The sequence below is a fragment of the Pseudomonas edaphica genome (assembly GCF_005863185.1).
Lineage (GTDB): Bacteria > Pseudomonadota > Gammaproteobacteria > Pseudomonadales > Pseudomonadaceae > Aquipseudomonas > Aquipseudomonas edaphica.
The window spans coordinates 1-12,266 of record NZ_VBVZ01000144.1; the positions used below are offsets into that span (position 1 = coordinate 1).

The 12,266-nt window shown below is 60.9% G+C and carries 12 protein-coding genes; 4 read left to right on the forward strand and 8 right to left on the reverse strand.

The annotated features are described in order from the left end of the window. Window positions 1–65: 65 nt before the first annotated feature. The 6 genes from FEM54_RS11840 to dadA form a co-directional block, all read right to left on the reverse strand. Window positions 66–1,988, reverse strand: a complete 1,923-nt coding sequence (locus tag FEM54_RS11840; RefSeq protein ID WP_017135870.1) for an acetyl-CoA hydrolase/transferase C-terminal domain-containing protein — start codon at window positions 1,986–1,988, stop codon at window positions 66–68. Window positions 1,989–2,121: 133 nt separating this feature from the next. Next, a complete protein-coding gene (locus FEM54_RS11845; protein ID WP_138451010.1) occupies window positions 2,122–2,538 on the reverse strand; it encodes a c-type cytochrome in 417 nt (138 codons plus the stop codon). A gap of 181 nt (window positions 2,539–2,719) precedes the next feature. Further along, complete coding sequence (locus FEM54_RS11850; protein WP_017135864.1) at window positions 2,720–3,268, reverse strand: cupin domain-containing protein; 549 nt, start codon at window positions 3,266–3,268, stop codon at window positions 2,720–2,722. 116 nt (window positions 3,269–3,384) lie between these two features. Then, a complete protein-coding gene (gene alr, locus FEM54_RS11855; RefSeq protein WP_138451006.1) occupies window positions 3,385–4,458 on the reverse strand; it encodes an alanine racemase in 1,074 nt (357 codons plus the stop codon). 80 nt (window positions 4,459–4,538) lie between these two features. Next, a complete protein-coding gene (locus tag FEM54_RS11860; protein ID WP_017135862.1) occupies window positions 4,539–4,892 on the reverse strand; it encodes a RidA family protein in 354 nt (117 codons plus the stop codon). Next, window positions 4,864–6,168 (reverse strand): D-amino acid dehydrogenase, encoded by a 1,305-nt coding sequence (gene dadA / locus FEM54_RS11865; protein ID WP_017135861.1) that lies wholly within the window; start codon window positions 6,166–6,168, stop codon window positions 4,864–4,866. The genes FEM54_RS11860 and dadA overlap by 29 nt, the downstream gene beginning before the upstream one ends. 156 nt (window positions 6,169–6,324) lie before the next feature. Between dadA and FEM54_RS11870 the strand changes: the two genes are divergently transcribed. Continuing rightward, complete coding sequence (locus FEM54_RS11870; RefSeq protein WP_003176896.1) at window positions 6,325–6,813, forward strand: Lrp/AsnC ligand binding domain-containing protein; 489 nt, start codon at window positions 6,325–6,327, stop codon at window positions 6,811–6,813. Between the two features lie 73 nt (window positions 6,814–6,886). On the opposite strand, the gene FEM54_RS11875 is transcribed toward FEM54_RS11870, so the two are convergent. Further along, window positions 6,887–7,240: a YkgJ family cysteine cluster protein gene (locus FEM54_RS11875; RefSeq protein WP_017135860.1), complete on the reverse strand. Its 354-nt coding sequence runs from the start codon at window positions 7,238–7,240 to the stop codon at window positions 6,887–6,889. 115 nt (window positions 7,241–7,355) lie between these two features. On the opposite strand from FEM54_RS11875, the gene FEM54_RS11880 reads away from it, so the two are divergent. Further along, window positions 7,356–8,648: an NAD(P)/FAD-dependent oxidoreductase gene (locus FEM54_RS11880; protein ID WP_099550266.1), complete on the forward strand. Its 1,293-nt coding sequence runs from the start codon at window positions 7,356–7,358 to the stop codon at window positions 8,646–8,648. On the opposite strand, the gene FEM54_RS11885 is transcribed toward FEM54_RS11880, so the two are convergent. Next, window positions 8,649–8,873 (reverse strand): DUF1127 domain-containing protein, encoded by a 225-nt coding sequence (locus FEM54_RS11885; RefSeq protein ID WP_017135858.1) that lies wholly within the window; start codon window positions 8,871–8,873, stop codon window positions 8,649–8,651. Between the two features lie 166 nt (window positions 8,874–9,039). Between FEM54_RS11885 and FEM54_RS11890 the strand changes: the two genes are divergently transcribed. Beyond that, window positions 9,040–10,464 carry an aminotransferase-like domain-containing protein gene (locus tag FEM54_RS11890; protein ID WP_017135857.1) on the forward strand — a complete coding sequence of 475 codons (1,425 nt, stop codon included), beginning with the start codon at window positions 9,040–9,042 and terminating at the stop codon, window positions 10,462–10,464. Between the two features lie 61 nt (window positions 10,465–10,525). Beyond that, on the forward strand, window positions 10,526–12,094 hold the full coding sequence (locus FEM54_RS11895) for a phospholipase D family protein (protein ID WP_138451008.1): 1,569 nt from the start codon (window positions 10,526–10,528) through the stop codon (window positions 12,092–12,094). Window positions 12,095–12,266 lie beyond the last annotated feature (172 nt).

Below are 12,266 nucleotides of genomic sequence, written 5' to 3' on the forward strand. Positions count from 1 at the left end.
ACTCTGTCGACTGACACTCCGTTATCGCAGGCAAGCCAGCTCCCACATTTGATTTTTGGTGCCTGTCAGTGCGCGGTGGCTTGGAGGCCAGCAAGCAGCAAGCGCTGATACAGATCCTCTTTCAACCCCTCCGGCTGATCCAGCCGCATGCGCTTCAAATGCTCGGGAAACGCCTCCGGCTCCGGTGCATCCAGTGCCGCCCGGCCCAATTCCAGAATCTCCGTCAGCTTGAATTTGCTCTTGAGCCAGTTAAGGGCGCGCAACAGGTCCCGTTCCTCATCGGTAAAATCAGTGCCCAACGGATATTCCGGAAACAACCGGCGATGCCGCGCCTGAATGCCCTTGAGCCGCTCCGGCGTATTCTCAGTAAAACGTGGGTCCAGTTCGAAGTCCTTGGCCAGCTTGCCAGCCTTTTGCGCCTGTTCGATCAGGTCGTTCTGGAAGCGCGAGTCGGTGACCTTGAGCAAGGCCTCGATCACCTTGGCATCCGTCTGACCGCGCAAGTCGGCAATGCCGTATTCGGTAATGACGATATCCCGCAGGTGCCGTGGGATGGTGCAGTGCCCGTACTCCCAGACTATATTGGAACTGACCTCACCCGCCGACTCGCGCCAGCTGCGCAGAATCAGGATTGAACGCGCGCCCTCCAGCGCATGGCCTTGCGCAACAAAGTTGTACTGCCCGCCCACGCCGCTGAGTACGCGACCGTCTTCGAGCTGGTCGGCCACGCCCGCACCGAGCAGCGTCACCATGATCGCGCTGTTGATAAAGCGCGCATCCAGGCGTTGCAGACGCTTGAGTGCTTCCTGCCCGTACAGCTCGTTGATGTAGCTGATGGCGGTCATGTTGAATTCGAGGCGTTTGGCGTGAGTCATTTCCTGCAAACGCTGGTAAAAGCTGCGCGGCCCGAGGAAGAAACCGCCGTGAATGGAAACACCGTCGGGCTGCGCGGCGTCATCCAGGGTGCCGGCGTTGGCCTGCTGCTGGGTCGTCACATCCGGGTAGACCTTGCGCCGAATAATCCCGGCATCGGCCAGCACCAGCAGGCCGTTGACGAACATTTCGCTGCATCCATAAAGGCCACGCGCAAAGGGCTCGACACCGCCTTCGCGGCTGATCAAAGGCGCCCACTGGTAAACATCCAGATCCGTCAGCAACAACCGGTAGGCTTCGTTATCGGCCTGGCGCGCCAGCAAGGCGGCGGTCAGCGCATCGCCCATCGAGCCAATGCCAATCTGCAACGTGCCGCCATCGCGCACCAGGGTGCTGGCATGCAAGCCGATAAAGTGGTCTTGAAAGCCGACCGGCATATTCGGTGTGGAGAACAGCGTGGTGCTGTCCTTCTCGTCGATCAGGTAATCGAAGGCGTCCATACCCAGTTCGGCATCGCCGGGCATATAGGGCAAATCGCTGTGAACCTGGCCGACGACGAGGATGGTTTCGCCTGCTTCGCGGCGCTTGGCGATCATCGGCAGCAGGTCGAGGGTGATATCGGGGTTGCAGCTCAGGCTCAGCCGGTCGGGGTGTTCGGCGCTGCTGGCGACCAATTGCGCCACCAGGTTCAAGCCGGCGGCGTTGATATCGCGGGCAGCGTGGCTGTAGTTGCTGCTGACGTAGTCCTGCTGCGCCGACGCGCTATGCAGCAGGCTGCCAGGCTGCATGAAGAATTGCTGCACGCGGATGTTCTTTGGCAGGCTGTCCTTGTGCAAATCCGCCAGGAAATCCAGCTCGGGATAGTCGCCGAATACCCGCTCGATAAAGGGTTCGAGAAAGCGCTTCTGCAAGCCGTCACCCATGGTCGGGCGGCCCAGGGCCAGTGCGGTATAGATCGTCAGCTCGCGCTCCGGCAGCTTGGCGATACGCCGGTACAGCGCATTGACGAACAGGTTGGGCTTGCCCAGACCGAGCGGCATGCCCATGTGGATATGCGCCGGCAAGCGTGCCAGTACGTCGTCAACTGCTTGCTCGATTGAACACAACTGCACCATCCGACCCTCCTGAACATTCCGTGATTAGGGGTTGGACCGAGCTTGCCGGGTCTTTGCTGCAATGAACAGCGTTGAAGTACAAATCGCAGGCACAAAAAAGCCGCTGGTCAGCGGCTTTTTGGCGAAGATCGGTTTATTTCAGCCCCGACATCTTCTCGATTGCGCCTTTCAGCTCAGCATCCGAGCAATCGGCGCATGTGCCTTTTGGCGGCATGGCGTTCAAGCCGGTGATCGCCTTGGCCAGCAGGCCGTCGAGGCCGCCCTGGTGGTCGGCGCGGTCTTTCCAGGCCGCGCTGTCACCGATCTTCGGTGCGCCCAGCAAACCCGTGCCGTGGCACGCATTGCAGTGCTTGGCAATCACTTCATCCGGCGTCTTCGCGCCGCCGCCGCCGCCCGCAGCCACGGCAACTTCCATCCCTTTGCATTCCTGGCCCTGGACACACACCTGGCCGACAGGCTCCAGGCGCTTGGCAATTTCATCATTGGTCGCAGCTTGAGCGCTGACAGCCCATAGGGCCAGTACGGTTGCTGGTGCAGCCAGCATTTTCATAATTAGGTTCACGCGTTCACCCTCAATGGTGGCTATTCACGCCTGCGGCCACGGTTTCGCAGGCGGCGAAAGTATAACGGTTAGCCCGTCATGCCGAAACAACCCTATTAAATAAAGGGAGATTCGGCCTCACGGTTACAACGACGGGTGTGTCTGCAACGCTGGCAGCACGCCTCTTCTGTCAAAAGTTCGCAGGTGTGGCTGCGCTGATTAGCCGCGCCGGCACGTCGAACGGGTTGCGAAAACGATGCGGCTTGGTGCTTTCAAAGTAGTAGCTATCGCCGGCTTCGAGCACAAAAGTTTCAAGACCGACCACCAACTCCAGGCGACCTTCCACCAGAATCCCGGTTTCTTCGCCTTCGTGGGTGAGCATTTCTTCGCCCGTATCGGCGCCCGGCGGGTAGATCTCGTTAAGAAACGCAATCGCCCGGCTGGGGTGCGCGCGCCCGACGAGTTTCATGGTGACGGCGCCGTCCGAGATGTCGATCAGCTCATTGGCTTTATAGACGATCTGCGTCGGTTTTTCCTGGAGGATCTCCTCGGAAAAGAACTCGACCATGGACATGGGGATGCCGCCCAGCACCTTGCGCAAGGAGCTGATCGAGGGGCTGACACTGTTTTTTTCGATCATCGAAATGGTGCTGTTGGTGACACCCGCGCGCTTGGCGAGCTCACGCTGGGAAAGACCTTTGAGTTTACGGATGGATTGCAGTCGTTCGCCGACGTCCAATGCAGGAGCCTCCTAGGATTCAGGCTTTGTTGTAGTTGAGCGTTATCATGGCGACAGCGTTCAGTATTTACAACACTTGGACCTAAATCCCGGTGGGCTCTGCTCGTAGGCGCTGCTTAAGCCCCGCAATAGAGCCTTGGTACGCGGCGCAGGTTGCAGAAAATCTGGTAGGGGATGGTCTCGGCAGCCGCCGCCACGTCACTGGCAAGGATATTTTTGCCCCACAGCTCCACGGTGGAACCGAGCCCGGCCTGGGGCACGTCGGTGAGGTCAACGCAGAGCATGTCCATGGACACTCGGCCCAGCAACTGGCTGCGCTGGCCTGCCACCAGCACTGGCGTGCCGGTCGGTGCATGGCGCGGGTAGCCGTCGGCATAGCCCATGGCAACCACGCCGACGCGCATCGGTTTTGGCGTGATGAACTTGGCGCCGTAACCGATCGGCTCACCGGCCGGCAATTCACGCACGCAGATGACTTTCGATTCCAGGGTCATCACCGGCTGCAAACGCGCAGCGATGGCCTGGTCCTCACCAAACGGCGTGGCACCGTAGAGCATGATGCCTGGGCGCACCCAGTCGCTGGACATATTCGGCCAGCCCATCACCGACGGCGAATTACGCAGACTGACCTCGGCCGACAACCCTTGGCGGGCCGCTTCAAACACCGCCACTTGCTCGTCACTGCGCACGCAATCGAGTTCATCGGCGCGGGCGAAGTGGCTCATCAGTACGATCCTGGCCACTTTGCCGCTGGCCAGCAGGCGCTGGTACGCCTCGTGGTAATCCTTGGGGTGCAGGCCTACGCGGTGCATGCCCGAATCGAGCTTGAGCCAAATGGTCAGCGGTTTGCTCAGCCGGGCTTGTTCGATGGCTTCCAACTGCCACAACGAATGCACCACGCACCAAAAATCATGTTCGATGATCAGCGGCAGTTCGTCAGCTTCGAAAAAACCTTCCAGCAGCAATACCGGCGCACGAATCCCGGCAGCCCGCAGCTCCAATGCCTCCTCGATGCACGCCACCGCAAACCCCTCCGCCTCGGCTTCCAGCGCCTGGGCCACACGTACGGCACCATGGCCATAGGCATCCGCCTTGACCACGGCGAGGGCTTTGGCTCCCGTGACTTCACGGGCCAGTTGGTAGTTATGACGCAGGGCTTGGAGGTCGATCAGGGCACGGGCAGGACGCATGGCGGCAGGCTTCTAGGCGGTAAAGTGAAGAAAAACCGGCGCCGACTATCAGCCACGGCGCCGGGGGAAAAAAGCTACGTTTAAGGCAGCGCAGCCACCACGGACAGCTCTACCAGAATTTCCGGTTCGCACAGTTTGGCCTCAACCGTGGCACGGGCCGGGGCCACGCCTTTAGGCAGCCACTTGTCCCACACCGCGTTCATGCCGGCGAAATCGGCATCGATGTCTTTGAGGTAGATCGTCACCGACAGCAACTTGGTTTTGTCGGTGCCGGCCAGGTCCAGCAAACGCTCGATATTGGCCAGGGTTTCGCGGGTCTGCTGTTCAATCCCGGCATTCATGTCGTCGCCGACTTGGCCTGCCAGGTACACCGTACCGCTGTGAACAACGATCTGGCTCATGCGCTCATTGGTGAGCTGGCGCTGGATTGACATGTTTTGCGGACTCCTGGTGGTTACTGCCGTAACGGGAAATATCGAGACCTTCGGCGCTGATCTGCGGCGTTTTTTTCGCCATCAGGTCAGCCAGCAAACGGCCAGAGCCGCACGCCATGGTCCAGCCAAGGGTGCCGTGGCCGGTGTTCAGGAACAGGTTCTTGAACGGGGTGGCACCGACAATCGGCGTGCCGTCGGGTGTGGTCGGGCGCAGGCCGGTCCAGAAAGTGGCTTCGGTCAAATCGCCGCCCTGAGGATAAAGGTCGTTGACGATCATCTCCAGGGTTTCACGTCGACGAGGGTTCAGCGACAGGTCAAAACCGGCTATTTCAGCCATGCCGCCGACGCGGATGCGGTTGTCGAAACGGGTGATCGCGACCTTGTAGGTTTCATCAAGAATGGTCGAAGTCGGCGCCATCGCCGGGTTGGTGATCGGCACGGTCAGCGAGTAACCCTTGAGCGGGTACACCGGCGCCTTGATCCCCAGCGGCTTAAGCAACTTGGGCGAGTAACTGCCCAGGGCCAGTACGTAACGGTCGGCGGTTTCCAGCTTGCCATCGATCCACACGCCATTAACGCGATCACCGGCGTAATCAAGGCGCTGGATGTCCTGTTCGAAACGGAATTCCACGCCCAATTGCTTGCACATGTCCACCAGACGCGTGGTGAACATCTGGCAGTCGCCGGTCTGGTCGTTGGGCAGGCGCAGGGCGCCGGCGAGGATATCGGTGACGCTGGCCAGGGCTGGCTCTACGCGGGCAATGCCGGCGCGGTCGAGCAATTCGAACGGCACGCCGGATTCTTTCAATACGGCGATGTCTTTGGCTGCGCCATCCAATTGCGCCTGGGTGCGGAACAACTGCGTAGTACCAAGGCTGCGGCCTTCGTAGGCAATGCCGGTTTCGGCGCGAAGTTCGTCAAGGCAGTCACGGCTGTATTCGGACAGGCGCACCATGCGCTCTTTGTTCACCGCATAACGGCTCTGGGTGCAGTTGCGCAGCATCTGCGCCATCCAGAGGTACTGATCGATATCGGCGGTGGCTTTGATCGCCAGTGGCGCGTGGCGTTGCAGCAACCACTTGATGGCCTTGAGCGGCACGCCTGGCGCGGCCCAGGGCGAGGCATAACCCGGCGACACCTGGCCTGCGTTGGCGAAACTGGTTTCCATGGCAGCGGCGGGCTGACGGTCGACCACAACCACTTCAAAGCCGGCCCGCGCCAAATAGTAGGCACTGGTCACCCCAATGACGCCGCTACCCAAGACCAGAACGCGCATTTTTATATCCTCATCACGGGCTTAGCCGCTGACGTGTGTTATTCGAGCAATGATGGGCGCAGTGTAAAAAACAATGACCAGTGCATTTCACTATATAAATGCCTATATTTGGCGACAATTCTCGGCAAAAACCCTTTTCACAGAGGCGTATCCCCTATGCGTACCAACACCCAGACCAAGCGGGAGCTGGACAAGATCGACCGCAATATCCTGCGTATCCTGCAAACCGATGGGCGTATTTCGTTCACGGAGCTGGGGGAAAAGGTCGGGCTGTCGACCACGCCGTGCACCGAGCGGGTCCGCCGCCTGGAGCGCGAAGGGATCATCATGGGCTACAACGCGCGGCTCAACCCGCAGCATTTGAAGGGGAGTTTGCTGGTATTTGTCGAGATCAGCCTGGATTACAAGTCGGGCGACACCTTTGAGGAATTCCGCCGCGCCGTGCTGAAGCTGCCCCATGTGCTGGAGTGCCACTTGGTGTCAGGCGACTTCGACTACCTGGTGAAAGCGCGAATCTCCGAGATGGCCTCGTACCGCAAATTGCTCGGCGATATCTTGCTCAAGCTGCCGCATGTGCGCGAGTCCAAGAGCTATATCGTGATGGAAGAGGTGAAAGAGAGCCTCAATCTGCCGATCCCCGACTGACCAAATGACACAATTCGGTCAAATGTGGGAGCTGGCTTGCCTGCTCCCACATTTTTTTGATCCAGTACATCCGTCAGACCAGTACTTGCCGGGTACTCGCCATGTACTCGTGAATTTGCTTCTCAACCCTAGGGTGAATCAATTCCACCGGCCGCCGCCCATTCGGGCACGGCAACGTCTTGGTAGTGCCAAACAACCGGCAGATCAGCGGCCGCTCGTCATACACCGTGCAGCCGTTCGGCCCCAGGTGCACGCAGTTCAGCTCGTCCATGGCCGCCTCCTGCTCGGCGGCAGTCTTGCGTGGCAGGCGCGACATTTCCTCGGGTGAGGTGGTCACCGGCCCACAGCAGTCGTGGCAGCCGGGGACGCACTCGAACGAAGGGATCTGCCTGCGCAGCGCGCTGATTTTCTGGCTGTTGCAACTCATCGAAACACTTACCGAACGGCGAATAGGCGTGGATTCTGACGCAAAACGTGCTGCGCAGACAGCTTCGTCCGACCGCTGTATCCTGCGTCAAATTTTCCAAACAGGGATGCTCCCCATGACCGCCAGCGCCCGGCACACCGCTTCCTACTACGCCGCCAGCAGCGTTTCACAGCCTGACTACCCGGCGCTGATGGGCGAAGTGCGCGCCGATGTGTGCGTGATTGGCGGCGGCTATTCCGGCCTAAACACAGCGCTTGAGCTGGCCGAGCGCGGCTTTAGCGTGGTGCTGCTGGAAGCGCGCAAGCTCGGCTGGGGCGCCAGCGGCCGCAACGGCGGCCAGCTGATTCGCGGTGTCGGCCACGGCCTGGACCAGTTCAGCAACGTGATCGGCAGCGACGGCGTGCGCCAGATGAAGCTGATGGGCCTGGAAGCCGTCGAGATCGTGCGCGAGCGAGTCGAGCGCTATCAGATCCCCTGCGACCTGACCTGGGGTTACTGCGACCTCGCCAACAAACCCCGCGATCTGATCGGCCTGGCCGAAGACGCCGAAGAACTACGCAACCTCGGTTATCGCCATGAAGTACGTCTGCTGCAAGCCAACGAGATGAGCAGCGTGATCGGCTCCGAGCGCTATGTAGGCGGCATGATCGACATGGGTTCCGGCCATTTGCACCCGCTGAACCTGGCCCTCGGCGAAGCCGCCGCCGCGCAGCAGCTGGGCGTGAAGCTGTTTGAGCAGTCCGAAGTGACGCGCATCGACTACGGCCCCGAGGTCAACGTGCACACCGCCAATGGCAACGTGCGCGCCAACACCCTGGTGCTGGCCTGCAACGCCTACCTCAACGGCCTGAACCCGCAATTGAGCGGTAAGGTGCTGCCCGCCGGCAGCTACATCATCGCCACCGAACCCTTGAACGAAGCCCAGGCCGCCAGCCTGCTGCCGCAGAACATGGCGGTGTGCGATCAACGCGTGACCGTGGATTACTTCCGCCTGTCCGCCGACCGCCGCCTGCTGTTCGGCGGAGCCTGCCACTATTCCGGCCGCGACCCGCAGGACATCGGCGCCTATATGCGCCCCAAAATGCTCAAGGTGTTCCCGCAACTGGCGGACGTGAAGATCGACTACCAATGGGGCGGCATGATCGGCATCGGCGCCAACCGCCTGCCGCAGATTGGCCGGCTGGCCGACCAGCCCAACGTGTATTACGCCCAGGCCTACGCCGGCCATGGCCTCAACGCCACGCACCTGGCAGGCAAGCTGCTGGCCGAAGCCATCAGCGGCCAACAGCAGGGGCGTTTTGATTTGTTCGCCCAGGTGCCGCACATCACCTTCCCCGGCGGCAAACATCTGCGCTCGCCGCTGTTGGCGCTGGGGATGCTCTGGCACCGCTTCAAAGAGCTGCTCTGATCAGTCGCGCCAGAACGGCTTCATGCCTTCCTGGCGCGCCTGTTCGGCAGTCAACCCGACGTCACGCAGTTGCTCACCGGTCAGGTGCAGCAAGGCTTTGCGCGTGTAGCGGCGGTGCCAGAACAGACTCCAGCGGCTGATATCGCGCGGCGCCTTCGCCCGCTCCTGCCCTGCCTGCAATTGCTGACTGTGTAACATCAGCCGCACATCGCTCATGCCGTTCATCGTGTTGCCCCTCATTTGCCTGTTGCCATGAGTGACTAGGATGGGCGCGCGGGCAAAACCATTACAGATTCAACCAATCTTTATTAAATCCATACAGATACTGCCCATGAACGGCTGAATCCTGTATTTTGCGCCTATCTGTACTGGTCCCCTCGGAGCGATCACCATGACCCTCTACGTCAACCTCGCCGAATTACTGGGCACGCGCATCGAGCAGGGCTTCTATCGCCCCGGTGATCGCTTGCCTTCCGTGCGGGCCTTGAGTGTGGAACACGGAGTGAGCCTGAGTACCGTGCAACAAGCCTATCGCTTGCTCGAAGACAACGGCCTGGCGATGCCCAAGCCCAAGTCGGGCTACTTTGTGCCGGTCGGACGCGAGTTGCCGGCGCTGCCGGAAATCGGCCGCCCGGCACAGCGCCCGGTGGAAATCTCGCAGTGGGACCAGGTGCTGGAACTGATTCGCGCCGTGCCGCGCAAAGACGTCATACAGATGGGCCGTGGCATGCCGGACGTATTGTCGCCGACCATGAAGCCCCTGCTGCGCAGCCTGGCCCGCGTGAGCCGCCGCCAGGACCTGCCGGGGCTGTATTACGACAATATCCTTGGCTGTATGGAATTGCGTGAGCAGATCGCCCGACTGTCTCTGGATTCAGGCTGCCAGCTGACTGCCGAAGATATCGTCATCACCACCGGCTGCCATGAGGCGCTGTCCGCCAGCATTCACGCGATTTGCGAGTCTGGCGATATTGTTGCGGTCGACTCGCCAAGCTTTCACGGCGCGATGCAAACCCTCAAAGGTCTGGGCATGAAGGCCCTGGAAATCCCCACCGACCCCATCACCGGCATCAGCCTCGAAGCACTGGAGCTGGCACTGGAACAGTGGCCGATCAAGGTCATCCAGCTGACCCCCAACTGCAATAACCCGCTGGGTTACATCATGCCCGAGGCACGCAAACGCGCACTGCTAACCCTGGCCCAGCGCTTTGACGTGGCGATTATTGAAGACGATGTGTACGGCGAATTGGCCTACAGCTACCCGCGTCCGCGCACGATCAAATCTTTCGACGAAGATGGCCGTGTGCTGCTGTGCAGCTCGTTCTCGAAAACCCTGGCGCCCGGCCTGCGCATCGGCTGGGTAGCGCCAGGGCGCTATCTTGAGCGGGTGTTGCACATGAAATACATCAGCACCGGTTCCACAGCGACGCAACCGCAGATCGCCATCGCAGAGTTCCTCAAAAACGGTCACTTCGAGCCGCATTTGCGGCGGATGCGCACCCAATACCAGCGCAATCGCGACTTGATGCTCGATTGGGTCAGCCGCTATTTTCCGGCCGGCACCCGTGCCAGTCGGCCCCAAGGCAGCTTCATGCTATGGATCGAGCTGCCGGAAGGCTTTGATACCTTGAAGCTTAACCGTGTGCTGATGGAACAAGGCGTACAGGTGGCGGTGGGCAGCATCTTTTCCGCCTCCGGCAAATACCGTAATTGCCTGCGCATGAACTACGCTGCCAAGCCAACGCCGCAGATCGAAGAGGCAGTGCGCAAGGTCGGGGCCGCCGCGATGAAGATGCTTGCCGAGGTGACCGACTGACCTTTCCCCGCAATCTGCCGTCATATCCCACAACCGCCCTGACCTGGAAGCAGTGCCTTTGATGATTCGACGGCTTTTACCGTTTTTGCTGCTGGGCGCCCTGACGCTGAGTGGCTGCGCCACGGTCGATGCACCGCGCATCCCCAGCGACGCCCTGCCTGCGGCGCAATCCTCGTTCGGGCGCTCGATCCAGGCCCAGGCGGCGCCGTACCAAGGTCGTTCGGGCTTTCGCCTGTTGCCCAACAGCAGCGAAGCCTTCATGGCCCGTGCCGAACTGATCCGCAATGCTCAGAGCAGCCTCGACCTGCAGTACTACATCGTGCACGACGGCATCAGCACGCGCATGCTCGTGGATGAACTGCTCAAGGCCGCCGACCGTGGTGTGCGCATCCGTATCTTGCTGGACGACACCACCAGCGACGGCCTCGATCAGGTTATCGCCACCCTCGCCGCCCACCCGCAGATCCAGATTCGCCTGTTCAACCCGCTGCACCTGGGCCGCAGCACCGGCGTGACACGGGCGATGGGCCGGCTGTTCAACCTGTCGCTGCAACACCGGCGCATGCACAACAAGCTGTGGCTGGCGGATAACAGCGTGGCCATTGTCGGCGGGCGCAACCTGGGCGATGAGTATTTTGATGCCGAGCCCAATCTCAACTTCACCGATATCGACATGCTCAGCGTCGGCCCGGTGGCCGAGCAGCTCGGGCACAGCTTTGATCAGTACTGGAACAGCGCGCTGAGCAAGCCCATTGACGACTTCGTCTCAAGCACCCCGTCCAAGGGTGACCTGAACGCCGCACGCGCACGCCTGCAAGACTCGTTGGCTGAGTCACGCCAGCAGAACCACGCCCTCTATAACCGCTTGCGCACTTACCAGACACAACCGCGCATGGACATCTGGCGCCGCGAGCTGATCTGGGCCTGGAACCAGGCGTTGTGGGATGCGCCGAGCAAAGTGCTGGCCAAGGCTGACCCCGATCCACGCTTACTGCTAACCACTCAGCTGGCGCCGGAGCTGGAAGGCGTCAGCCATGAGCTGATGATGATTTCGGCGTATTTCGTGCCGGGGCAACCCGGGCTGGTGTACCTGACCGGGCGCGCCGATGCGGGCGTGTCAGTCAGCCTGCTGACCAACGCCCTCGAAGCCACCGACGTGCCTGCCGTACACGGCGGCTACGCGCTCTATCGCAAGGCGTTGCTGGAACACGGCGTGAAACTCTACGAGCTGCGCCGCCAACCGGGCGATGCGGGCGGTGGCAGTGGCCCACACCTGTTTCGCCGAGGCGCCTTCCACGGCTCGGACTCCAGCCTGCACAGCAAGGCGATGATCTTTGATCGGCAAAAGTCGTTTATCGGCTCGTTCAACTTCGACCCGCGCTCGGTGCTGTGGAACACCGAAGTCGGGGTGCTGGTAGACAGCCCCGAACTGGCGGAACACGTGCGCAACCTGGCGCTGCAAGGCATGGCGCCAGCGTTGAGCTATGAGGCGAAATTGCAGAATGGCCAGGTGGTGTGGGTGACCGAGGATAACGGCCAATTGCACACACTGACACGGGAGCCGGGCAGTTGGTGGCGCAGGTTTAATGCGTGGTTCGCCACCAGTGTTGGCCTGGAGCGCATGCTGTAAGAACAACAGGGTCAACTGTGGGAGCCGGGCTTGCCCGCGATAGCGGAGTATCAGGCGCCATTTGGGCAAGCTGACACACCGCTATCGCAGGCAAGCCAGCTCCCACAGTTGATTGCATTTCAAATGCTTAGGCAGGCTGTGCGGCGCCGAATGCGCCCTGGCGCAGTAGCAA